The following is a 24141-nucleotide window of genomic DNA, read 5'->3' as shown; positions in this document are numbered from 1 at the left end:
TTCGCTTTGTGGGCACCTTAGCTAACTTTACTGCAAGCCTAATCGTGGTTTATTACAGCTTAGGCCTGTTTATGCCACCTTAGCTTGCTTGGCACGCCAAAATGCCGGCTCACGCAGGGGTAAAACGAAAACAGGCAACGCAAGCAGCGCCATGGTATAAAAAGTGCCAGAGGGCGATACAGCATAAATCCACCCACTTGCCGTGGTCAGCGCCGCCACCACTGCGCCCATTGGTAGCGCATTGTACGCCGCTTGTGTGGCCACCAATCGCGCCCCACACTCGCGCTGAATGTACTGCATCGCGCCAAGGTGTGCGCCGGCAAACGTAATACCATGAAGCAGTTGCACCAGTATCACAGGCACCGCAGCGGTCGTCGTCCCTGTGATCCCCCAGCGCAGCAATACACCCACAGCCGCCAATTGGAACAAGGCTTTTGATGACCAGCCATTAAAAAGCCGCGCCCCCAAGGCAAATACTGCCACTTCCGCGACAACCCCGAGGCTCCACAAATAGCCCACGATGCTCTCGCTATATCCAGCCTGCTTCCAGTAGATCGCACTAAAACTGTAGTACGCTGCGTGGCTGCCTTGCAGCAGGGAGGCGATTAACAAGAACACGACCACCTGACGGTCGCGGAAAAGCTGACGCATCGAGACTTTGCTATTGGTCATATCGTGCTCGCTTTGTGGCATCAATGTCGGTCGACGCAACGTCAGTAGCAAACAGGCAGACAAGCCGCCAATCGCGATCCAGGGAATAATCGCCGCCGATTGCTCGGTCACCAGCCATCCGGTCAAACTCGACCCAACAATAAAGGCTATCGATCCCCAGAGGCGAGTTCGACCATAGTCGATAACTTTATGGCGCGCATAATAGTTGGCGAGCGCATCTGACAGGGGGACGGAGGGACCAATGGCTAAATTAAATAACACGGTCACCAAAGCCAGCCACCACACATTGGCACCCATCATAGGATGCAAGGCACACGTCACTAACGCCATGAGTGTCAAGGCCCGCAGCGCCGGCAACAAGGCTTCAACCTGTTGTACGCGCGGTGTGAACACTAAGTTGGCCACACAACGGGTTGCAAAACCAAGCCCAATCAAGGTGCCGATCACGCCTGAATTGAGACCAAGATACTCAAACCAAACCGCCCAAAACGGGAGATACACACCATAGGAAAAAAAGAAACCGCCAAAGTATTCTGACAGCCAGCGAAACGGGGAACATTGGGTTAAGGTCATCTCATTACTTCACATTAAGATAGATACCCGCTAAGTGTCGCAGCTCTGTGCGAGGAAAAAAAGACACGCGCGCCACGATTGTCGACAAATACATGGTGGTGACCAGTCCAGGTGCATGACTGGCTAGACTAAAGTCGGCTAGCGAGATCGGAAAGGGTGAGACACACTGTGAATATCACAGTGAGGAGTGCGACTATGCCTGAACCTTTTGACACCTCTCATGCGCCCTTTGACTGCCTAACCGCATCACAAGTCAAACAATGCCGCCAAGCACTCGACGTCGCCTACTTTCGCCGTGGCGACACCCTGATCCAGCCCGGTGATACGGGCGAGCAGCTCTTTATCATTATCAAAGGCAGCGTGGAAGAAGTGTCAGAAGACGGCAAGGAAGTGTTTTCTCATTACACCACCGACGACTTATTCGACGTGCCAGCACTGCTTAATGGCACCGCCAAACACCGATACCGCGCGCTAGAAGATACCCTCTGCCACCTGTTACCCGCCGAGGTGTTCCTCGCCATTTATCATCATAATCACGCGTTTCGAGGCTACTTTGATACCAACCTTCAGCGCCGACAAGCACTGATGGTGCAAGCTCGTCAGCAACAAAATCTCGCCGAGTTTATGCTGACAAGAATTGATGACAGCAATATTCAACCTGCCTTGTGTGTCTCCCCCGACGTGCCCCTGTATGCCGCTACCGCCCAGATGAAAGCGGAGCGCTGTGACTGCGCCTTGGTCGATGATGAAAATGGCGACTGCGGTATTATCACCCGCACCAATTTGCTTCATGCGCTCGTGCTCGAGGGCTACGATCAATCCGTGCCTGTTGGCGAGGTGGCCACACGTCCGGTGATCAGTGTGGAACGCGGCGACTTTCTCTTTCACGCCATGATTAAGATGACACGCCAGCGTGTAAAACGTGTCCGGGTCGTCAATGAACACGGAAACACCGCAGGGATGCTCGATCTTCCTCAGGTACTGAGCCTCTTTTCGACTCACTCTCACGTGCTTAACTTACAGATTGCCCGCGCACAAACCATCGACGAACTGGTGATCGCCGCAAACAGCCAGAGCAAGCTGGTACACACCTTATTTAACAATGGCATTCATACCCGCTTTGTGATGCAGCTTATCGCCACGGTGAATGAGCAAATCATGGAAAAAGCCTTTCGCTTGTTAGTGCCCGAGGCTTACCAACGTCAGTGCTGCTTGGTGGTCATGGGCTCTGAAGGGCGCGGCGAGCAAGTACTCAAAACCGACCAAGACAACGCCTTGATTCTCGCCGACGATCTCAACTGGCCCGATTGCCAGCAAGTGATGGAGACCTTTTCACATACACTGTATCAACTCGGTTACCCGCCCTGTCCGGGTCACGTGATGGTCAGTAATCCCAAGTGGGTAAAAACCGCCACGCAATGGCAGCAAACCGTGCGTAATCTGGCACAAAGTGCCAACCATCAAAGTGTCATGGACTTGGCGATCCTTGCTGACAGCCAGCCGATCGCTGGCGATCTTAGTCTGATTGATGCGATCCAAGCACCACTCAAAGACAGCTTGACCGACAATATGTTGACGCTCAACACCTTTGTCCGTCCTGCGCTAGCCTTTCGCGTTCCTTTGACCGTATTTGGCTCCCTCAAAAGCAGCAAAGAAGGGCTGGATATCAAAAAAGGGGGGATTTTTCCCATCGTCCATGGCGTACGTACCATGAGCTTGGAAAAAGGTGTACCACACACCAACACCTTTGAGCGGCTGGAGCAGCTTGCCAACCTAGGGGCACTGGCGGAAGAAACGGCGGAAAACCTCTCCGAAGCCTTGAAGCTATTTATCCGATTACGTTTAAGACAACAATTGAGTGGCGAACCACAAAGCAACTACCTCGACGTAGCTCAACTCCCTTCTAGCGAACGCGACTTACTGCGCCACGGGCTGCATGTGGTGAAAAAGTTCAAAGAGTCACTCGCTTTCCATTATCACGTGAGGGATTAATTTGAATTGGCTGACTCGGCATTGGTACCGTCATCGTCTACGACACTCACCCTATCGGGACTTATTTTTGCCCCCCGACTCAAGCACGCTGATTTCACTGGACTGTGAAACGACCAGCTTGGATCCGCACCGTGCAGAGCTGGTTACGATTGCGGCCACTCCGATTAAAGGCAATCGGATCCTCACCAGTCACGCTCTCACCTTGACACTGGCCGCGCCAGAGAGTCTGAGCGCCGGCTCGGTCAGAATTCATCGTCTGCGCCACCAGGATCTGGTTCACGGTGTCACTGCAGATCAAGCAATCACCGCACTGGTCGACTTTATTGGTAATCATCCATTGGTCGGCTATCACATTCGTTATGATAAAAGTATTCTCGATCGCTACGCGCGGCATTTTCTCGGCTTTCCTCTCCCCAACCCTCTGATTGAAGTCAGTGATATTTATCAACGCAAACTCGATCGCCTGCTACCTAATGCCTATCACGACATCAGCATGGAAGCCATTAGTCGTCACCTCGATGTCCCTTTGCCGGCCCGGCATGATGCATTGGATGATGCGCTCGCCGCCGCATTGATTTATGTCCGCCTCACCCAAGGTGAGATGCCCATGCTGCAATCCAAATAACGCATCGAAGCCGCGACTTGCGCACGAACGCAAAGACAAAGTGGGATCTAGCCCCCACTATCTGGCCTGACAACTGCGCAAATCGCTTAAAAATCAATGGGGTCATCCTAAAGTCTAATTGTCGGACGTCCCGATATGTCACACCTTTACTGCATGGTTTTCGTTTGCCAGGCAGCGGTAACGCCTGACATCTCATGACATGGAAGCGCCGCGTGGAGCATCGCGGACACGAGGAGAAACAGGATGAGCGATAGTCACGTATACCCCGTCATGCCTTCAATAGCACAAAAGGCACACGCGGATGAAGCCAAGTATCAAGCACTCTATCAGCAGTCAGTGGCCGACCCAGAAGGCTTTTGGCGCGAGCACGGGCAAATTCTGGATTGGATGACGCCTTATACCAAAGTCAAACACACCTCGTTTGATACCGGCCACGTGGATATCCGCTGGTTTGAAGATGGCACACTCAACGTCGCAGCCAACTGTATCGATCGTCACCTCAAGGCGCGAGGCGATCAGGTTGCCTTGATTTGGGAAGGCGACGACCCCAAAGACGATGCCACGCTCACCTATCACCAACTCCACCAGCAGGTATGCCAATTTGCCAATGTCCTAAAAGATAACGGCGTAAGAAAAGGCGATGTGGTGTGTCTTTATATGCCGATGGTGATGGAAGCCGCCGTCGCGATGCTGGCGTGCGCCCGTATCGGTGCGGTGCATACCGTGGTATTTGGCGGCTTTTCTCCCGAAGCATTGGCCGGTCGGATTATTGACTCCAATGCCAAAGTGGTGGTGACAGCCGATGAAGGGATACGTGGTGGCCGTGCGGTGCCCCTGAAGAAAAACGTCGATGATGCCCTAGCAAACCCCAAAGTGAAATCGATTGAAAAAGTAGTGGTGTACCAACGCACCGGGGGACACATTGACTGGCACAGTCATCGTGATGTGTGGTGGCACGAGGCCGCCGCGAAGGTGTCAGACGACTGCCCCGCCGAAGAGATGAAAGCCGAAGACCCTTTGTTTATTCTTTACACATCAGGCTCCACAGGCACCCCAAAAGGGGTACTGCACACGACCGGTGGCTATCTGGTGTACGCGGCGATGACCTTTAAGTATGTCTTCGACTATCAAGAGGGAGACGTGTTCTGGTGTACCGCAGATGTCGGCTGGATCACCGGTCACAGCTACCTTGTCTATGGTCCGCTTGCCAATGGTGCGAAAACAATCTTATTTGAAGGTGTCCCCACTTATCCAAGCACGGCACGCATGAGCGAAGTGGTCGATAAGCACCAAGTGAATATTCTTTACACCGCGCCCACCGCGATTCGCGCACTGATGGCAAAAGGCAACGAAGCGGTCGCGGGCACCCAACGCGACTCACTGCGGATCATGGGCTCGGTGGGTGAACCCATCAACCCAGAGGCTTGGGAGTGGTATCACAGCACCATAGGGAACCAAGCCTGTCCAATTGTCGACACTTGGTGGCAAACAGAAACCGGTGGGATATTGATTACCCCGCTACCGGGCGCCACCGCGTTGAAACCAGGCTCGGCAACCCGTCCTTTCTTTGGCGTACAGCCTGCATTAGTGGATAACATGGGCAATATACTCGACGGTGCCACCGAGGGTAATCTGGTCATGCTTGACTCGTGGCCAGGACAAATGCGCACCGTCTTCGGTGATCATGACCGCTTTGAGCAAACCTACTTTTCCACCTTTAAAGGGATGTACTTTACCGGCGATGGGGCGCGTCGCGATGAAGATGGCTATTACTGGATAACCGGCCGTGTCGATGATGTCCTCAATATCTCGGGGCACCGGATGGGAACGGCAGAGATCGAGTCGGCGCTCGTCGCATTCGATAAGATTGCCGAAGCCGCGATTGTTGGTGTGCCACACGATATCAAAGGCCAAGCGATCTATGCGTATATCACCCTCAATGCGGGTGAAGTGCCCAGCGCCGAACTCCACAAGGAAGTCAAAGAGTGGGTGCGCAAAGAGATTGGCCCCATTGCGACACCCGACTTCATCCACTGGACGGATGCACTGCCTAAAACCCGTTCAGGCAAGATCATGCGTCGCATTCTGCGCAAAATCGCCACTGGTGATACCGGTAGTCTTGGCGATACCTCCACATTGGCCGATCCTAGTGTGGTCGATAAGCTTATCGCAGAAAAAGAAAGTGTGGTTTAACCCTAACGAAAGATTGCTTAGCAACCTTTGCCGCCTTCGGGCGGCTTTTTTGATCCCCAGCACACGGTAAACTGAACTCTTTCCCTCCCTCGCAATCACACAAAAGTAGGGACTTGCGGTGTCATCCCGCATCAAACCGCCGACGAGCAACCCTTTTGATATCGCTAACAGACAAACTGTGCTGATTAGACCAGTATTTTGCTGCGATTTGCGCTGAAGTCTCTATAATTGCTGTCAGTAAGGACAAAATTGCATGGTATGCGCCGTCATAACATGTCCATCGGCTGGAATCCGCGTTAAGCTGCACAATAACAGCGAATAGGAGAAGTAAGCGTCAAGATGTCTACAAGAAACCAAGTTTTAGTGTTAAATGGCCCAAACCTTAATTTGCTCGGTCAGCGTGAGCCCGAACATTACGGCGCCCAAACGCTTGGCCAAATCATGGCGGCTCTCGAGGCACAAGCCACGACCTTGGGGCTCAATCTTGAACACTTTCAATCCAATAGCGAAGCTAGCCTTATCGATAAAATCCACCAAGCGATGGAGACCGTGGATTTTATCATCATCAACCCAGCCGCGCTGACCCACACCTCCGTAGCCCTGCGTGACGCTTTACTGGGTGTGAGTATCCCCTTTATCGAAGTGCATTTGTCGAATGTTTATGCCCGAGAGCCCTTCCGGCATCACTCGTACTTATCAGACAAAGCCGTCGGGGTGCTCAGCGGGTTTGGCGCTGATGGTTATGAATTCGCCTTAACAGCGGCCGCGCGTCATTTAGCGTTTGCGGCTGAGTAAAACAAAACATATAGAAGAGACCTATCATGGATATCCGTAAGATTAAGAAACTGATCGAACTTGTTGAAGAGTCTGGCATCTCCGAGCTAGAAATTGCCGAAGGTGAAGAGTCAGTTCGTATCAGCCGCTCTTCCCCTGCTGCACCGGTACAAATGGCCGCCCCGCAATACGCGGCACCAGCGGCCCCGGCCCCCGCGCCAGCCGCCCCTGAAGCGCCGGCTGCTGAGCCTGCAAGTGCACCACAACCGACGGGACACCAAGTGCTTTCCCCAATGGTCGGTACCTTCTATCGCGCTCCAAGCCCTGAGTCTGCCGCATTTGTTGAAGTCGGCAGCCAGGTGAATGAAGGCGATGCCCTGTGCATTGTCGAAGCGATGAAGATGATGAACCAAATCCAAGCCGACAAGAGCGGTGTGGTCAAAGCGATTCTATGTGAAGACGGTCAGCCCGTTGAATTCGACGAACCACTCGTGATCATCGAATAAGCGAGGGCGCATGTTAGATAAAATTGTAATTGCTAACCGCGGTGAAATTGCACTGCGCATTTTACGTGCGTGTAAAGAGCTGGGGATTAAAACCGTCGCGGTGCACTCTACCGCAGACCGTGATCTTAAACACGTGTTGCTCGCCGATGAAACCGTGTGTATTGGCCCGGCGCCAAGCAACCAAAGTTACCTCAACATTCCCCGCATTATCAGCGCGGCTGAAATTACCGGCGCGGTGGCGATTCACCCCGGTTACGGATTCTTATCCGAAAACGCGGATTTTGCCGAACAAGTTGAGCGTTCAGGGTTTGTCTTTGTCGGCCCCAAAGCTGACACCATCCGTCTGATGGGCGATAAGGTGTCGGCCATTGAAGCAATGAAAAAAGCAGGGGTGCCCTGTGTGCCTGGTTCAGACGGTCCATTGGGCAGCGATCAGGAAAAAAACAAAACCATTGCTAAGCGCATTGGCTACCCGGTGATCATCAAAGCATCAGGCGGCGGCGGTGGCCGGGGAATGCGCGTGGTTCGCTCCGAAGCTGAATTGGTTGATGCGATTGCGATGACCCGTGCTGAAGCCAAATCGGCGTTCAGCAACGACATGGTTTACATGGAAAAATTCCTGGAAAATCCACGCCATGTTGAAGTACAGGTGCTCGCCGACGGTCAAGGCGGGGCGATTCACCTGGGTGAGCGAGATTGCTCGATGCAGCGTCGCCATCAAAAAGTGGTTGAGGAAGCGCCAGCCCCTGGTATTACCGCAGAGATGCGAAAATTCATTGGCGAACGTTGCTGCCGCGCATGCGTTGAAATTGGCTATCGCGGCGCAGGTACCTTTGAGTTTTTATATGAAAACGGCGAGTTCTACTTTATTGAAATGAACACTCGCATTCAGGTCGAGCACCCCGTTACCGAAATGGTGACCGGGATTGACTTGGTCAAAGAGCAACTGCGTATTGCAGCAGGTCAACCTCTGTCGTTCACCCAAGACGACATCCAAATTCGTGGCCATGCGGTTGAATGCCGGATCAACGCTGAAGATCCAGAGCGATTTATCCCTAGTCCAGGGAAGATTGAACGCTTCCACTCGCCAGGTGGGATGGGCGTGCGTTGGGAGTCACATGTGTACGCAGGCTATCAAGTACCGCCCCACTATGACTCCATGGTCGGCAAGCTTATCTGTTACGGAGAGAACCGCGATGTCGCCATTGCGCGCATGCGTAATGCCCTCGCGGAAACCGTCATTGATGGGATTAAAACCAATATTCCGCTACAACTCGATATTATGAATGACGAGCACTTCCAACATGGGGGCGCTAACATTCATTACCTCGAGAAAAAGCTTGGTTTGTCGTAATGACATCTTGGCACTAGAAGCGATATAACCGCTTCAAGGTAAGCACAAAACCGCCGTCAATCGGCGGTTTTTTTATCCTTTTTAGCATGATTATCTTGCGAGCTCTCTTAAGCCTTTGCAGGCTGACCTTTATCTCTCGCCTGACCGGCCAACTTAAAATCATTCAAGGTTTCTTTTAGGTACAACGACTGACTCATCAGTTGCGCCGCAATATCTGCCGTTTGCGTCGCCTGCTCACTGGCGGTGTGGCTTTGACCATTTATTTGCTCCACCGACTCACTCATGTCTTTGGTCACATTGGCCTGCTCATCCGCCGCTGTCGCCACTTCGCTCCCCATTACCTTAACTTGATTCACTTTATCAAAGATGTCTGCCAGTACCGCGCGCGATTCCGCCACCACTGCCAGCGTTTCTTGCGCCATGTGGTTATTACTTAGCACTCGTTCAGAGGAGTGATGGATCCCCGTATGTAGCCCCTCTAGCATGGTTTTTATATCACGGGTCGCCTGTTGGGTGCGCTGCGCTAGGCTCCGTACTTCATCGGCGACGACGGCAAAACCTCGCCCCTGCTCTCCGGCTCTCGCAGCCTCGATAGCCGCATTCAGAGCCAGTAAGTTGGTTTGCTCGGCAATGTCACTGATTGTTTGTGTCACCTGAGTAATTTTTTGACTTTCTTCAGCACTGGCTTGAATGTGTGCAATGGTCTGCTCCAACTCTTGGATAAAGTCAGTCATGCTGGTGGTCGCACGGCCGACCACATCGGCCCCCTCACTCGCACGCCCTTGCGTGAGGGAGATAATGTCGGCAGTACGGTTCATGTTTTGTGCCACTTGCTCAATGGTGGCACTCATTTGCGTCATCGCGCTGGCAACATGGGTGATCTGTGACGATTGCGTGCTCATGTTGTCTTGCACGCTACGGCCGCGTGCCGCCAGATGATCCGCATGTGCGAGGAGCACTTGGGTGTTCTCCACCACTTGACCGATGATCGCGCCAAACCGTGCTTTCACCATGCGGTAATTATCATTGAGCTCACCCAATTCATCATGACGAACCGGTTCATCCCCAGAGACAAGGTTCCCTGAAGCTAAGTGTTTCAACGCCTCACTGGTCTCTTTGATTGCGCCAATTACACGGGTTTGCATCACCCAAGTCATACCTGCCGTGAGCAGCAGCAGTGTCGCCATCACGCCGAACAAAGAGAGTTGCCCCTGCCTGAGCGCCAGTCCCATACCTAAAGTACATAGCGCCAACGCCAACACAAAACAAAGGTTGAAAAAGAATCGCAACTGAAGACGCTGCATCAGAGGAGCCGGGGGGAGTGGGCGTGTCGGGTTGTCTCTCAGCTTGCGATACAGCGTCTCAGCCTCCGCAACTTCATTGCGGCTAGGCTCGCTGCGCACAGATTGATAACCAACGATGTTCCCGTCTTTTACTACCGGTGATACAAAGGCGTTTACCCAATAGTGGTCACCGTTTTTACACCGATTTTTAACCATACCGCGCCAATTTTTACCGGCCTTGATGGTCTGCCAAAGGTCCTTGAACGCGGCCGGTGGCATATCAGGGTGGCGAACGAGATTATGGTCGCTGCCGATTAGCTCATCACGGCTATAACCGCATATTTCGATAAAGGCATCATTGGCGTATTGTATCTTGCCGTGAAGATCGGTTTTCGATACCAGCTCCCCTAAACCGTTAAACATCACCTCTTTTTGTGTCACTGGGCCCGTATCTCTCATTCTCCAATCCTTCGCTTATCCATGACAGTGAGGCGCAAAGCCGCCAAACTTGCTACCAGTCGCGGAGCAATAATGTAGTCAATAGCCATAATAAATAAAGGGCTATTTGCATAAAACCCGCGCTAACTTGCAAAAAATCCCACCCACCCTCAATGCTCATCATGCTGTCATCATCTTGTGCAGCGAGCACAGTATGGATCTGGTAAAATCGACGTATTCCTTTTCCGACACGAGACACACCATGCCTTGGATCCAACTCAAACTGAATGCAACGTCTGACAACGCCGAAGCGATTGGCGACCTGCTAATGGAAGAAACGGGCGCCCTATCTGTCACCTTCTTAGATGCCAAAGACACCCCGGTATTTGAGCCTTTACCCGGCGAAACGCGCTTGTGGGGCGAAACAGACATCATGGCCTTGTTCGATGCTCAAGCCGATATGGGCACAGTGTTAGCGGTATTACAAGCCAGTCCATTGCTGGCTGAAAACTTTGCTCATAAAGTCGAGCAGTTGGAAGACAAAGACTGGACACGCGCATGGATGGATAACTTTAAGCCAATTCAATTTGGCGAGCGGTTGTGGATCTGTCCAACCTGGTGTGAGGTACCTGATGACAACGCGGTGAACGTGATGCTCGACCCGGGCCTCGCCTTTGGCACCGGCTCGCACCCGACCACCGCATTATGCTTGGAATGGCTTGATAGTCTGGATTTAAGCGGCAAAACCGTGATTGATTTTGGCTGTGGCTCCGGCATTCTCGCAATTGCGGCGATTAAACTTGGAGCCGAGCGTGTGATTGGTATTGATATTGACCCACAAGCGCTGCTGGCATCAAAAGATAACGCCGAGCGCAATGGTGTCGCCGACCAACTTCACCTCTATCTTCCTAACGATCAACCGGCTGACTTAAACGCCGATGTGGTGGTGGCCAATATTCTTGCCGGACCATTGCGTGAATTATCGAGTGTCATCAAAGGCCTGATCAAACCCGGTGGTCAGCTGGCGATGTCTGGCGTGCTAGAAACTCAAGCGGATGATGTGGCGAACCATTACCGTGATAGTCTCACTATCGACCCGATTGTCGAGCGCGAAGAGTGGTGCCGGATCAGCGGTCATTTGCCCGAGTAACTGGCCAAATGATGATGCCATTGGCTTACCGCCCCTATTCACTGTCGTCGGTAAGCCATGGCTGACGTGCTACTCGAACTGCTTGATTAATCAGCGAAACACCATCGATACAAAAACTGCTGTAAAAATCAAGCCATCAATGCTCAAATATTGTCCTTTTCAGATGCTGAAAAAATGCGTAAAATGCGCGCCCTTGCTGACTCAGAGCGGCTGAAGAGGATTTAGAGCTTTTGCGTATCGGACCCTACACCCTGGATGTCCCCTTGATCGTTGCCCCAATGGCAGGCGTGACAGATAGACCATTTCGTGAGTTATGTCTTGCACATGGTGCGGGCATGGCTATTAGCGAAATGATGTCGTCGAATCCAGCGTTGTGGCGGACGAGCAAATCGCAAAAGCGCATGGTTCATATTGACGAGTCCGGTCTGCGTTCGGTGCAAATCGCGGGGGCTGAACCCGAGCTTATGGCTGACGCAGCGCAGTTTTGTGTTGAAAACGGGGCGCAAATTATCGACATCAACATGGGTTGTCCGGTGAAGAAGGTCAATAAAAAGTTAGCAGGCTCTGCCTTGCTAACGCGGCCTGATCTCATTGAGCAAATCCTCAAAGCCACGGTAAACGCGGTGGATGTTCCCGTGACACTCAAAACGCGCACAGGCTGGGATCCGGACAATAAGAATTGTGTTGAGATCGCCCGGATGGCGGAAGATTGTGGCATCCAAGCCCTTGCACTGCATGGCCGCACGCGTGCCTGTATGTACAAAGGTGAAGCAGAATACGACAGCATTAAGGCTGCCAAGGCAGCGGTATCCATTCCGGTGATTGCCAATGGCGACATTGACTCACCAGAAAAAGCTCAGTATGTCCTCGACTACACGGGTGCGGATGCGGTAATGATTGGTCGCCCTGCTCAAGGACGCCCGTGGATTTTTCGCGAAATCCACCACTATCTCACCACAGGTGAGCACTTGCCTGCCCCTTCACTAGAAGAGGTTAGGACAATTTTGTTGGGTCATGTTCAAGAGCTTCATCAGTTTTATGGGGAGCTCAAAGGGTTACGTATTGCCCGTAAACACGTGGGCTGGTACCTAAAAGAGCATGACCAAATTGGCGACTTTCGCCGCACCTTCAACGCAATCGAAGATGCACCACAGCAGATCGATGCGCTGCAAGGCTACTTCGACAACGTTGCATAAATACGAGAAGAGCTGACAGAATATGTTCGAACAAAACCTGACTTCCGAAACATTGACAGTAACGACTGTAACTTCACAAGATCAAATTACGCAAAAGCCACTTCGTGACTCTGTAAAAGCGTCCTTGAAGAACTACCTCGCGCAATTGAATGGCCAGGAAGTCAACGATCTGTATGAGCTTGTCCTCGCAGAAGTTGAGCAGCCACTGCTGGATACCATCATGCAATACACGCGCGGTAACCAAACGCGCGCAGCCACCATGATGGGCATTAACCGCGGTACATTGCGTAAAAAACTGAAAAAATACGGCATGAACTAATCAACCATTGGTTTGGTTGTGATAAAACGGGCTAACCGTCAACCGGCTAGCCCGTTTTTGTTGCCTCTGACTGCGCATAAGTGCTCCCTCTTTAGCAGCATGAGTTGGAGTCCTCACTCTCCGCCAGGGTTTCCAATATCGAGCAATGGGTCGCGTCATCGTCGTCCATACCGCAGCAGGCGGCATTTAAACGTGTCAGTGCATGCTTGACCCGCTCAAGCGCCGCTATCTTCTCTGAGACCTCATTCAGGCGCCGCTGGGTGATCCCTTTTACTTCTGCACAAGTGTGTAAGGTCGCTTCTTCGCGAATGTCGGACAACTCGTGAATTTCATCAAGCGATAACCCCATCTCTTTGCCGCGCAAAATGAACATCACTTGGCTAATGGCCTCATCGGCATAAAGCCGGTATCCACCTTCGGTGCGCGCACTCGGCGCCAGCAAGCCTGATTTTTCATAAAAACGCAGTGTGTCGGTAGAGACACCACAGTGCTTGGCAAGCTCGCCAATTTGCAGCAATTTGGTCATCACCGCTCCTCTATCGTAATGCGATTGATCCTTCTTTTTGTAGCAAAGCCGCGACCTTATGACCAGCATTGCATGAGAACCAGAAAAAGCTGAAGTGTAAAAACAATAAAAGTGTCGCCATCAGCAAATAGCAATCGATTGCGCAAACAAAATCAGATAGAATATCGCCGCTTTGACAGTTGGCGATTTAATAAAGCTTATCCATGTTGATAGACACGATGGGCTTTGATAAGCATTCAATCTGTCAGTGAAGAGAACTAAGCCATGGAAAATCTGCGTCCTATTCGTCGCGCGTTACTGAGCGTGTCTGATAAAACCGGTGTGGTCGAGTTTGCCCAAGCGCTCGCCCAACGCGGTGTCGAACTGCTTTCGACCGGCGGCACGGCCCGTTTACTCGCAGAAAGCGGCCTTGCGGTCACCGAAGTCTCCGAGCATACCGGCTTCCCCGAAATGATGGATGGCCGCGTGAAAACCCTCCATCCGAAAATTCACGGCGGCATTTTGGGCCGACGCGGTCAAGACGATGCGGTGATGGAAAGCCATCAGATCGCACCGATTGATATGGTGGTGGTGAATCTCTACCCGTTCGCACAGACCGTTGCCAACCCAGACTGCACACGTGAGCAAGCCATCGAAAATATCGATATCGGCGGTCCGACCATGGTACGTTCAGCGGCGAAAAACCATGCCGACGTCACCATTGTGGTGAACAGCCAAGACTATGATCGCGTGCTGACCGAGATGGATCAGCATCAGCACTCTTTGACACATGCCACGCGCTTTGATTTAGCCATTGCCGCGTTTGAGCACACCGCGGCCTACGATGCCATGATTGCAAATTACTTTGGCACCCAAGTCCCTGCCTACCATCACGCCGAAGAGAGCCAAGACTCGCCATTCCCGCGCACCCTGACGCAACATTGGGTCAAAAAGCAAGACATGCGCTATGGCGAGAACAGCCATCAGGCAGGCGCGTTTTATACTGAAACTCAACCGCAAGAGGCCTCGGTAGCGACGGCGACCCAACTACAGGGCAAGGCGCTGTCTTATAACAATATCGCTGACACCGATGCGGCATTAGAGTGCGTGAAAGAGTTTGAACAGCCTGCTTGCGTGATTGTAAAGCACGCCAATCCCTGTGGCGTTGCCATCGGTGAAGACTTACTCAGCGCCTATCAACGTGCTTATCAAACCGATCCTACCTCAGCATTTGGTGGCATTATTGCCTTTAACCGTGAACTGGACAGCGACACGGCACAAGCCATTGTCGAACGTCAATTTGTTGAAGTGATCATCGCCCCTCGCGTCAGTGACGCCGCCAAAGCGGTGGTCGCAGCGAAGAAGAACGTACGCCTTCTCGAGTGTGGTCAATGGCAAACGCGCACCACAGGTTGGGATAGTAAGCGGGTTAACGGCGGCTTGTTAGTCCAAGCCCGCGACCAAGGCATGGTCGGTTTAGACGATTTGCGTATTGTCACTGAGCGCCAGCCCACAGACAAAGAGCTAAACGATGCGCTATTTTGCTGGAAAGTGGCAAAATACGTGAAATCGAACGCGATTGTGTATGCTAAAGACAGCATGACCATTGGCGTGGGCGCCGGCCAAATGAGCCGCGTCTACTCGGCGAAAATAGCCGGTATTAAAGCGGCCGATGAGCAGCTCGAAGTGGCCGGTAGCGTGATGGCCTCCGATGCTTTCTTCCCTTTCCGTGACGGTATTGATGCTGCGGCAAACGCTGGGATCACCTGCGTGATCCAACCGGGTGGTTCGATGCGTGATGAAGAAGTGATTGCCGCCGCCAATGAGCATGGCATGGCGATGGTCTTTACCGGTATGCGCCATTTCCGCCACTAAGTGGGTATGAAGGAGAAAACATGAAGGTATTAGTGATTGGTGGCGGTGGCCGTGAACATGCCCTAGCGTGGAAAGCCGCGCAGTCATCAAACGTTGAAATCGTATATTGCGCACCGGGCAATGCCGGCACCGCCCACGAGGAAAAAGTCAGCAATATCGCCATTGCTGCTGATGACGTTGAGGGATTGCTGGCCTTTGCGCGCGAGCAACAGATTGGCTTAACCATCGTGGGCCCAGAAGCGCCACTGGTCTTGGGCGTGGTCGATGCCTTCCGTGAACACGGCTTGGCTATCTTTGGCCCTACCCAAGCAGCGGCACAACTTGAAGGCTCAAAAGCCTTCAGTAAAGACTTTTTGGCACGTCACGGTATTCCCACCGCTGACTACCAAACCTTTTCTACGGTTGAGCCCGCGCTAGCCTACATCGCTGAAAAAGGTGCGCCCATTGTGGTCAAAGCCGATGGCTTGGCCGCCGGTAAGGGCGTCATTGTGGCAATGACCGAGCAAGAAGCCACCGACGCGGTACGCGATATGCTCTCGGGTAACGCATTTGGTGAAGCAGGCCACCGTGTGGTCATCGAGGAATTCCTGCAAGGTGAAGAAGCAAGCTTTATCGTCATGGTGGATGGCGAGCATGTGCTCCCCATGGCCACCAGCCAAGACCACAAACGGGTCGGTGAAGGCGATACCGGCCTGAATACCGGCGGGATGGGTGCATACTCACCCGCCCCTGTGGTGACCGATGCGATTCACCAACGCGTGATGGAAGAGGTGATCATGCCCACCGTGAAAGGGATGCATGAAGACGGTGTGCCCTACACCGGCTTTTTGTACGCTGGACTCATGATTACCGCCGATGGCACCCCAAAAGTGATCGAGTTTAACTGTCGCTTCGGCGATCCGGAAACCCAACCAATTATGATGCGCTTGCAATCTGACTTGGTTGCGCTTTGCTTGGCGGGCACAGAGGGACGCCTTGATAAGGTCGAGTCTCACTGGGATCAGCGTGCAGCCGTGGGTGTGGTCTTAGCCGCTGGCGGTTATCCAGGTGAGTATCGAAAAGGCGATCGTATCACTGGGTTGCCCACCGATAGTGAGACGGCCAAAGTGTTTCACGCAGGTACCGCGCTAAAAGACGGCGATATCGTGACCGCTGGCGGGCGTGTACTCTGTGCTACCGCATTAGGTGAGAATGTGACCACGGCAAAACAAGGGGCTGACGCGCTCGCGGCCTTGATTCATTGGCCCGGTTGTTTCTACCGCTGTGACATCGCCCACCGCGCCGTTTCACGCGAGCAAATGGCATAATTGTCGCAACACATGATATAAAAAATGCGCCAAGTAGGCGCATTTTTTCACCGCTCTTCACTTTACTCATCCAGTAAGCGAGGGCGCTGTAAACAACGCTTTTCCCCCTCGACATGTACCAAAAAGTCTATCTGGTCGCGACCGATACTTGGGCTCCCTCCTGCAATCACAAACGTGCCAGGCTGGTTGAGACGCTGCACTAAAGACGGTGTCATCGTCTCGGGAAATGCCCAACGCTGACGATCGTTGTCGCAATCAAGCCAATATTCACCTTGTCGCTGCGCTTGCAGCACCGAGACATTGTTGGCTAATTGCGCCTGCGCTTGGCGCTCAATTTGATTCGCTTCTTGATACAGGCGGGATAAAGTCGCACTGTCTAAAGGCAACAGCGCATCACCTTGATGATAGCGCTGGAAAACCGGCTCACCATTGGCGTCAAACCGTACGTGCATCGAAAAGGGCACCAAGCGGTTATCGACCAGCTTTTTCCCTTCACGTTTTAACGCACGCAGACTACCCGCTCGCCAAGCATATTCACTGCGGTACTGACCGTAATCGCCTTGCCACGCTTTCTCCGCTAAACCGATAACCTGCCCTTGTTGGCTATCTAGCCAATAAACGGCGCGATAATCTCCCGCTGAGAATGCGGTAGTATGAGTGACGGGCTTTGGCGGCTTACCGCTAGAACAGCCTGTCAGTGCCATTACTAAGGCAAGTATACAGAGGTAAAATCGCATGGCGGGCTCAGAGACAAAAACGCCATAGCAGGAGGCTATGGCGACATCAGCATGCGTGCTTACTTAACCGCGTCTTTTAACGCTTTACCTGCGACAAACGCAGGGACGTTTGCTGCAGCGATTTGAATTTCTTGACCCGTTTGTGGGTTACGACCGGTGCGTGCTGCACGGTGGTTAAGCTTAAACGTACCGAAGCCAATCAGTTGTACCTGCTCGCCTTCTTTTAAGGCGCCTTCAATACCGCCCAAAGTCGCTTCCAAAGCTGTTTTCGCTTGTGCTTTTGAAAGGTCTGCTTTTTCCGCGATCAGGTCGATCAGTTGGGTCTTGTTCATTATGTCTTCCCTTCTAGGTTTTTTAGAGACGAAGTCACTCTAATTCAAAAGAAGCCCGGCTGGCAAAGGTTTGTGGCGCTGAGTGTGGCTGTATGGAGGCTCTTTAACCACAAACTGAGCGCGATCTCACAATTTGTTGCGTTTTTTCTCAGTTGAATGGTTGTAAAAGCCCGCCAATGGCCTGATCTTTAGGGTGTTGATTGGCTTTTAACTCCGGAAACCTATGCTCATTCTGGTTCTTTTTATTTCGCTTTCTATTGGTGTCTCATTCATCTGCTCTGTGCTCGAAGCGATTTTGCTTAGCATCACCCCTAGCTACATAGCGAACCTGCGCCATCAAGCGCATCCTGCCGCCGAGCGGCTCAATGCGCTTAAGAAGGATATTGATCGCCCTTTGGCCTCCATTTTAACCCTCAATACCATCGCCCATACAGTCGGGGCAGCTGGCGCGGGGGCGCAAGCGGCTCACGTGTTTGGCGATGCGTGGGTCGGGGTTTTCTCTGCCGTATTGACGCTTGCGATTCTGCTTCTCTCAGAAATCATCCCTAAAACCATTGGCGCGAACTTCTGGCCGCAATTGGCACCTGGCGCGGCGCTGGTACTCAAGTGGATGGTGTGGGCGCTGACGCCATTCGTTTGGCTGTCTGAACAAATTACCAAGCGACTTAGTGCGGACACCACCCATGTTAAACTGCGGGACGAAATCTCAGCGATGGCGATGCTGGCCTCAGAAAGTGGAGAAATGGGTGAGGACGAAACGCAAATGCTTCATAACATGCTGAAGTTACGTGACCTGCCCGCAACACAGCTGATGACACCGCGCCCGGTCCTGTTTCGCATTCCTGCCGAGATGGATGTGAATACCTTCCTCGACGAACACGGTGACTGCCCATTCTCTCGCCCACTGGTTTACGGTGAACAGCGTGACGATATTCTAGGCTTTGTCCATAAGTCCAATATCTATGAAGCCAAAACCCAAGGCGCTGGCCAAACGCCGATAGGCAATCTCATGCGCCCCCTCGCGGTGATCCTTCCCGGCAACAGTGTTTTGCAAGCGTTTGATATATTGATGATCCGCCGCGCCCAGTTGGCGATGATTGTCGATGAATATGGCACGGTGCAAGGTATTATCACCTTGGAGGATGTGTTTGAGTACTTAACGGGGCGAGAAATCATCGATGAGGCGGACACGGTCACCGATATGCAACAACTCGCTTATCAGCGTTGGGATGCTTGGAAGAAGCAGCACAACATGATTGAAAGCCAAGACGACGATGAACCCCCGGTGCAGCGACATACGGATGAGTCATGATCAGAAAAGGCGGCTTGCGCCGCCTTTTCTCGGATAAAGTGTGCTTACTCGACACTTAACCCAAGGTTACTCACGCCCGCCTCACGCAGCTCTTGGCGAATGCTTTTGATCATCTCCACATCACGGCTTTCCGCACTTTTCAGCACGCGAAAAATGGCCCATTGGGCATCCCATTCTTCGCAAACCGCTTCAAACGTCTTTTGATTCTCATCCGTCACCGCCTCACCCGTCTGCGCCTCTTCTAGCTGCGCTACGCTGTGGACAGATTGCTGAGAGACTTTCAGGGTAATAGGGAGTATTTCATCACGATCCAACAGGGCGTGAACAAGCTGAGACAAGGCGATGCAAGCATCAATTGCCGGGTAGATCAGGTAAATGGCCTCATCGTCAGCCACCGGGATCAATGGCTCCAGCTTCTCCAGCTGCCGCTCAAAATCAATCTTGGCCGTTTTGACTGTTTGCGACTCCCACACTGCATCGAGAATATTGCGAAACGCTTGGGGATCAGCAAACTCGGTTTGCGCACAGTAAAGGGCATAGTTGGGCACCATACGCTCCACCAGCGCAGCCATAAAACAAATATGCTGCCAATTCTCACATTTTTCCAAACGTAGTTGTAAAGGGTTTCGTAACATAGCCAGTTGATCTTTAATAGCGAGAAGGAGTGTTATCCTCATAGAATGCGCTCAGTGTACTTGATTCCCCCCACCATAAAAAGGAGCCTTTGTGGATAAAATTTACGTTGTCAGCGAGCATGCCGAGACTTATCACCAGTTGATTGAAACGGCTCAGCTCCCCGATCTCGCTATCACCTCATCCGCAGAGGAGGCCAGTATCTGGTTGGCCGATCCGCCGCTTGCGGCCCCGCTATTGCCCAAAGCCAAGGCGTTGCGTTGGCTCCAGTCGACCTTTGCCGGTACCGATGCCCTGATTAAAGCCCCTTTCCGTCATTATCAACTCACCAACGTGCGCGGCATATTCGGGGCACTGATGGCCGAATATGTCTTCGGGTTTGTGCTCAATGAAAGCCGACATATTGGTCAGTACGCGAAGCAACAAGCGCAGTGTCACTGGCAGCCTCAACCCTATCAGTCATTGCGAGGGCAAACGCTCGCCATCTTAGGCACAGGGGCGATTGGCCAGCATATCGCGACCGTCGCACACGCCTTTGGCATGACGGTACTTGGCGTCAACCAAGATGGGCGGCCAGTCGATAGCTTTGATCACACACTGACGCTGCCAGCATTACAGCAACGCTTGGGCGAGGTAGATGTTTTGGTCAGTACCTTGCCCACGACGCCAGCCACATACCAATGCCTGAATGCAGTTTTTTGGCAGCATGGGCAACATCTCTTGTTTATTAACGTTGGCCGTGGCGCGACCGTGGATGAGCTCGCCCTGCTCGACGCTTTAGACAACAAAAAACTACGCCTGGCGGTCTTGGATGTGATGCAACAAGAGCCGCTGCCGAAGCAGCACCCCTTTTGGACACACCCCAACGTGAGCGTGACGCCACATATTGCTGCCGTCAGTTTTCCTGAGCAGGTTTTTGCGCTCTTTGCGGATAATTATCGTCGCTGGCATGCAGGCCAGCCTCTGATTCACACTGTCGACTTTGACAAAGGGTACTAATGCTCTTTCCGGATTTAGACACGGCTTTAGCCGCAGCACGTGAATGCCGTTTGTGTCAGCATTGGCTAGCAGACGGCCCTCGGCCGGTGATCCAGGCCAGTGGTGACGCTCGAGTTCTGATTATCGGCCAAGCACCAGGTAGACGTGTCCATGAGAGTGGGCTGCCGTTTAATGACCCCAGTGGCGACCGCCTGCGTGAATGGCTGGGGGTCACACGTGAGCAGTTTTATCAGTCGGATTTATTTGCCATCATGCCCATGGGCTTTTGTTATCCCGGCAAAGGTAAATCGGGCGATCTACCGCCGGCGCGTATCTGCGCCCCCGTATGGCACCAGGCAATCAAAGCGCACCTTCCTCATGTTGCGGTAACCTTGCTGATTGGCCAATATGCACAGCAGTACTATTTAGCCAATAAACCCAAAACTTTGACCGAGACCGTCAAGCACTGGCAAAAGTGGGCCCCTCATACCTTTGCACTGCCTCACCCTTCTCCCAGAAATAGCTTATGGCTGCGCCGCAATCCGTGGTTTGAAGAGCAGGTGGTGCCCGCCATGCGTTATCACGTTCAACAGGCTTTATACGATTGAGGCTAAAAAGAACAACGCTCGCCAGACGGCGAGCGTGTTTGACTAATCGTGGTAAGGGCGCGAGAGTTCATGCACCGCATCAATAAAGGCGCCTGCGTTTTCTGGCGGCACATCCAAATGAATGCCATGCCCAAGGTTAAACACATGGCCCGTGCCCTCTCCAAACCCTTCGAGGATGGTGGCGACCTCTTGGCGAATGCGCTCTGGGCTCGCATAGAGCATCGATGGATCCATATTGCCTTGCAGCGCCACTTTGTCGCCAATTCGCGCTTTGGCATCCGCAATGTTAATGGTCCAGTCTAGTCCCACACCGTCACACCCTGTGGCCGCGATATGCTCTAACCACATCCCCGCATTTTTGGTGAACAAGGTAACAGGGACACGGCGACCGTCATTTTCGCGAATAAGGCCATCAACGATTTTCTGCATATACTGCAAAGAAAAGTCGTTGTAGTCGCGTGGCGTGAGCACGCCCCCCCAGGTATCAAACACCATAACCGACTGGGCGCCGGCTTTAATTTGCGCATTCAAATAACTGGTCACGCTGTCAGCGAGTTTATCGAGTAAGGCATGCAGAGTTTGAGGCTCGACATACATCATCTTCTTAATTTTGGTAAAGGCTTTTGAGGTGCCACCTTCCACCATGTAGGTCGCCAAGGTCCACGGGCTTCCCGAAAAACCAATTAACGGCACGTCACCGTTTAACTCACGACGGATGGTACGTACCGCATTCATCACATACTGCAGTTCCCCTTCGGGATCAGGCATGCCAATTTTATCCACGTCGGCTTTACAGGTGATGGGGCGGGAAAACTTGGGACCCTCACCTGTTTCAAAGTACAGCCCGAGCCCCATCGCATCCGGAATGGTGAGGATGTCTGAGAACAAGATCGCCGCATCTAAATCGAAACGACGCAGTGGCTGCATGGTGACTTCGCAAGCCAGCTCGGCGTTTTTACACAATGACAAAAAATCCCCCGCTTGCGCACGCAATTCACGATACTCCGGTAGATAGCGACCCGCTTGGCGCATCATCCATACGGGGGTGCAATCGACTGACTGCTTGTAAAGGGCGCGTAAATAACGATCGTTTTTTAATTCGGTCATTGTGTTAAACCTGTGTGCGAATAGTGGCGCTCATTGTATCACTGTGCGGTAGCAACAAAAGCCAAGCTTTGTTAACAGGATCATAAAACTGTCACCTAGGGGCAGCAAAGGATTGCTGATCATTTAACCGCATGTTACAACCGACCCATAACGACAATAGGTCTACGAAAGACAATATGTTCGCATCTTACCCCGGCTCCCCTACGGCCGGGTTTTTTTATGCCTGCGCCCAGGTGCAACTGGCCTCAATCAAGCGTCGGGCAATCGTCCCCCTTGGCGCCACTGGCGGTAGGGCGTCGCAATCAAACCATTGTGCGTCACTGAGCTCTTCGTAGTCAGGCTTTAACTCACCGCCCGCATACTCTGCTAAAAAGCCCATCATCAAATTAGAGGGAAACGCCCAAGGCTGGCTATCCATATAACGGATATTTTTAACCTGAATCCCCGTCTCCTCCTCGACCTCGCGCGCCACACACTGTTCGAGCGTTTCTCCGGGCTCGACGAACCCAGCAATCACGGTATACATCCCGGTTTTATGCCTTGGATGTTGTGCCAGTAGTAACCGCTTATCATCGCGCACCGCCACAATCACACACGGCGAGACACGCGGATAATCGTGACGCTGACAGTTAGCGCACCGCATCGCCACCGCCTGAGCGTCGAACGCAGTGCGCTGACCACAACGACCACAGAATGCTTGCTGCTGGCGCATATAATCGAGCTGAACCACACACCCCACTAATGCAAATAAGTCGGCTGACAGGGAGGGAAGTAAGTCTCGTAAACCCGCCATCTCATCATGGGGAAGCATCGGGTTACAATTAAATACCCCCACGACGGGCGTGTGCTGATAATCACCGACTGTTACGGTTTCACCGCCAGAAAAGGGTAACTGCGACAAGGGGATACATGGCAGCTCCCCTTTGGGTAGCCAGAGTTTGCCCTTGGTAATCGCGCACACATAGACGGCTTGTTGATTCTGAGACATGGTCACTTCCTTAGCCTTGCAGCTATACTTGAATACTGGCAATCTAGCTTTATAACGTGATGCAAAGGATTGAGCAGCCCGTTAATTTTCAGCTGGCCTTTTATAGTGCCATTCATTCGCTGATCGATCACGAGGATACCGATCATGCTGAGACAACTCGAACGAACCAAAGCACAATGGAGCGGTTACGACGAGGTTATCGATTACTGGCTCGAGCTACGTCGCCAACTGTTGGTGGAGTATTACAATGTGGCCGGCGTGGCCGCGAAAAAGAAGCAAGCCTTGCCAACCAAAGCCGAGCTTGACCGTTTTTGTGACTACCTAGTCGATTACATCTCCACCGGTCACTTCAAAATTTATAACATGGTCATGGAGCGTTGGCAGTCGACAGGCTTCTCTGCCACCAAAGAGACCGACAACCTCTATTTCCGTATTGTCGATACGACCGATCCACTGTTGGACTACAACGATAAATTTAGCGCGATCGACCTCGACGATGATGATTATGACGCCACGTATTTCGATCAAGATATGTCTGCGATTGGCGAGTGGTTAGAGCAGCGTTTTGAGTTAGAAGATACCCTAATTCGCGTCATTGCCGACAGCCTTGCTCACCCACCGGGTGCGTAAGTCAACCTGCCTGTCAGCTGTATAACGCCGCCAACCTAGGCGGCTTTTTTGTTG

23 protein-coding genes are annotated in these 24141 nt (G+C 52.5%); 15 read left to right on the top strand and 8 right to left on the bottom strand.

Features of this window, described 5'->3' with window-relative positions; translation table 11 throughout:
- Positions 1 to 69: 69 nt before the first annotated feature.
- Entirely contained in the window at positions 70 to 1245 is a 1176-nt protein-coding gene (locus BZG23_RS14690) for a 3-phenylpropionate MFS transporter (protein WP_046074535.1), read from the bottom strand.
- Positions 1246 to 1440: 195 nt separating this feature from the next.
- Here BZG23_RS14690 and BZG23_RS14685 point away from each other — a divergent pair, with 195 nt between their 5' ends.
- From BZG23_RS14685 to accC, 6 genes are all read left to right on the top strand, one after another.
- The gene (locus BZG23_RS14685; protein ID WP_077579411.1) at positions 1441 to 3237 is read left to right on the top strand and encodes a DUF294 nucleotidyltransferase-like domain-containing protein; all 1797 of its coding nucleotides are present in this window, start codon (positions 1441 to 1443) and stop codon (positions 3235 to 3237) included.
- 1 nt (position 3238) lies between these two features.
- A complete protein-coding gene (locus BZG23_RS14680) occupies positions 3239 to 3862 on the top strand; it encodes a 3'-5' exonuclease (protein WP_046074533.1) in 624 nt (207 codons plus the stop codon).
- Between the two features lie 243 nt (positions 3863 to 4105).
- Positions 4106 to 6055 carry an acetate--CoA ligase gene (gene acs / locus BZG23_RS14675; RefSeq protein ID WP_077607351.1) on the top strand — a complete coding sequence of 650 codons (1950 nt, stop codon included), beginning with the start codon at positions 4106 to 4108 and terminating at the stop codon, positions 6053 to 6055.
- Positions 6056 to 6394: 339 nt separating this feature from the next.
- Positions 6395 to 6850 carry a type II 3-dehydroquinate dehydratase gene (gene aroQ, locus BZG23_RS14670; protein WP_046074531.1) on the top strand — a complete coding sequence of 152 codons (456 nt, stop codon included), beginning with the start codon at positions 6395 to 6397 and terminating at the stop codon, positions 6848 to 6850.
- Positions 6851 to 6876: 26 nt separating this feature from the next.
- A complete protein-coding gene (gene accB, locus BZG23_RS14665) occupies positions 6877 to 7335 on the top strand; it encodes an acetyl-CoA carboxylase biotin carboxyl carrier protein (RefSeq protein ID WP_046074530.1) in 459 nt (152 codons plus the stop codon).
- Positions 7336 to 7345: 10 nt separating this feature from the next.
- Positions 7346 to 8689, top strand: a complete 1344-nt coding sequence (gene accC, locus BZG23_RS14660; RefSeq protein ID WP_046074529.1) for an acetyl-CoA carboxylase biotin carboxylase subunit — start codon at positions 7346 to 7348, stop codon at positions 8687 to 8689.
- A gap of 107 nt (positions 8690 to 8796) precedes the next feature.
- Here accC and BZG23_RS14655 read toward each other — a convergent pair whose 3' ends face one another.
- Positions 8797 to 10431 (bottom strand): methyl-accepting chemotaxis protein, encoded by a 1635-nt coding sequence (locus BZG23_RS14655; protein WP_077607350.1) that lies wholly within the window; start codon positions 10429 to 10431, stop codon positions 8797 to 8799.
- Positions 10432 to 10672: 241 nt separating this feature from the next.
- Between BZG23_RS14655 and prmA the strand changes: the two genes are divergently transcribed.
- The 3 genes from prmA to fis all read left to right on the top strand — a co-directional run bounded on the left by prmA (position 10673) and on the right by fis (position 13075).
- Positions 10673 to 11560: a 50S ribosomal protein L11 methyltransferase gene (gene prmA, locus BZG23_RS14650; protein ID WP_046074527.1), complete on the top strand. Its 888-nt coding sequence runs from the start codon at positions 10673 to 10675 to the stop codon at positions 11558 to 11560.
- 230 nt (positions 11561 to 11790) lie between these two features.
- Positions 11791 to 12756, top strand: coding sequence for a tRNA dihydrouridine synthase DusB (dusB, locus tag BZG23_RS14645; RefSeq protein ID WP_046074526.1), 966 nt, complete (start codon positions 11791 to 11793; stop codon positions 12754 to 12756).
- A gap of 22 nt (positions 12757 to 12778) precedes the next feature.
- Positions 12779 to 13075 (top strand): DNA-binding transcriptional regulator Fis, encoded by a 297-nt coding sequence (gene fis, locus BZG23_RS14640; protein WP_021024113.1) that lies wholly within the window; start codon positions 12779 to 12781, stop codon positions 13073 to 13075.
- Between the two features lie 91 nt (positions 13076 to 13166).
- On the opposite strand, the gene zntR is transcribed toward fis, so the two are convergent.
- A complete protein-coding gene (gene zntR / locus BZG23_RS14635; RefSeq protein ID WP_369795702.1) occupies positions 13167 to 13592 on the bottom strand; it encodes a Zn(2+)-responsive transcriptional regulator in 426 nt (141 codons plus the stop codon).
- Positions 13593 to 13865: 273 nt separating this feature from the next.
- On the opposite strand from zntR, the gene purH reads away from it, so the two are divergent.
- Both purH and purD read left to right on the top strand, forming a co-directional pair.
- Entirely contained in the window at positions 13866 to 15455 is a 1590-nt protein-coding gene (gene purH, locus BZG23_RS14630; protein ID WP_077607349.1) for a bifunctional phosphoribosylaminoimidazolecarboxamide formyltransferase/IMP cyclohydrolase, read from the top strand.
- A 20-nt stretch (positions 15456 to 15475) separates the two neighbouring features.
- Complete coding sequence (gene purD, locus BZG23_RS14625) at positions 15476 to 16762, top strand: phosphoribosylamine--glycine ligase (protein WP_077607348.1); 1287 nt, start codon at positions 15476 to 15478, stop codon at positions 16760 to 16762.
- 62 nt (positions 16763 to 16824) lie between these two features.
- On the opposite strand, the gene BZG23_RS14620 is transcribed toward purD, so the two are convergent.
- Positions 16825 to 17499: a DUF1481 domain-containing protein gene (locus tag BZG23_RS14620; protein ID WP_077607347.1), complete on the bottom strand. Its 675-nt coding sequence runs from the start codon at positions 17497 to 17499 to the stop codon at positions 16825 to 16827.
- A 59-nt stretch (positions 17500 to 17558) separates the two neighbouring features.
- Positions 17559 to 17831: a nucleoid-associated protein HU-alpha gene (hupA, locus tag BZG23_RS14615; RefSeq protein ID WP_046074522.1), complete on the bottom strand. Its 273-nt coding sequence runs from the start codon at positions 17829 to 17831 to the stop codon at positions 17559 to 17561.
- A gap of 223 nt (positions 17832 to 18054) precedes the next feature.
- On the opposite strand from hupA, the gene BZG23_RS14610 reads away from it, so the two are divergent.
- Positions 18055 to 19143, top strand: coding sequence for a CNNM domain-containing protein (locus BZG23_RS14610; protein ID WP_046074521.1), 1089 nt, complete (start codon positions 18055 to 18057; stop codon positions 19141 to 19143).
- Positions 19144 to 19187: 44 nt separating this feature from the next.
- On the opposite strand, the gene BZG23_RS14605 is transcribed toward BZG23_RS14610, so the two are convergent.
- Complete coding sequence (locus BZG23_RS14605; protein ID WP_077607346.1) at positions 19188 to 19778, bottom strand: YjaG family protein; 591 nt, start codon at positions 19776 to 19778, stop codon at positions 19188 to 19190.
- A gap of 91 nt (positions 19779 to 19869) precedes the next feature.
- On the opposite strand from BZG23_RS14605, the gene BZG23_RS14600 reads away from it, so the two are divergent.
- The gene (locus tag BZG23_RS14600) at positions 19870 to 20775 is read left to right on the top strand and encodes a D-2-hydroxyacid dehydrogenase (protein ID WP_077607345.1); all 906 of its coding nucleotides are present in this window, start codon (positions 19870 to 19872) and stop codon (positions 20773 to 20775) included.
- Positions 20775 to 21362: a uracil-DNA glycosylase family protein gene (locus BZG23_RS14595; RefSeq protein ID WP_077607344.1), complete on the top strand. Its 588-nt coding sequence runs from the start codon at positions 20775 to 20777 to the stop codon at positions 21360 to 21362. Before BZG23_RS14600 ends, BZG23_RS14595 begins: the two co-directional genes overlap by 1 nt.
- A gap of 42 nt (positions 21363 to 21404) precedes the next feature.
- Here BZG23_RS14595 and hemE read toward each other — a convergent pair whose 3' ends face one another.
- Positions 21405 to 22469 (bottom strand): uroporphyrinogen decarboxylase, encoded by a 1065-nt coding sequence (hemE, locus tag BZG23_RS14590; protein ID WP_077607343.1) that lies wholly within the window; start codon positions 22467 to 22469, stop codon positions 21405 to 21407.
- 217 nt (positions 22470 to 22686) lie between these two features.
- A complete protein-coding gene (gene nudC / locus BZG23_RS14585) occupies positions 22687 to 23457 on the bottom strand; it encodes an NAD(+) diphosphatase (RefSeq protein ID WP_077579420.1) in 771 nt (256 codons plus the stop codon).
- Positions 23458 to 23601: 144 nt separating this feature from the next.
- Between nudC and BZG23_RS14580 the strand changes: the two genes are divergently transcribed.
- Positions 23602 to 24087, top strand: a complete 486-nt coding sequence (locus BZG23_RS14580) for an Rsd/AlgQ family anti-sigma factor (RefSeq protein ID WP_077607342.1) — start codon at positions 23602 to 23604, stop codon at positions 24085 to 24087.
- Positions 24088 to 24141: the final 54 nt, after the last annotated feature.

It is taken from the genome of Salinivibrio sp. ML290 (genome assembly GCF_001995695.1).
Taxonomy (GTDB): domain Bacteria; phylum Pseudomonadota; class Gammaproteobacteria; order Enterobacterales; family Vibrionaceae; genus Salinivibrio; species Salinivibrio siamensis.
Note: the sequence above shows the minus strand (reverse complement) of the source record. Positions and strands in the feature narration are given on the sequence as shown.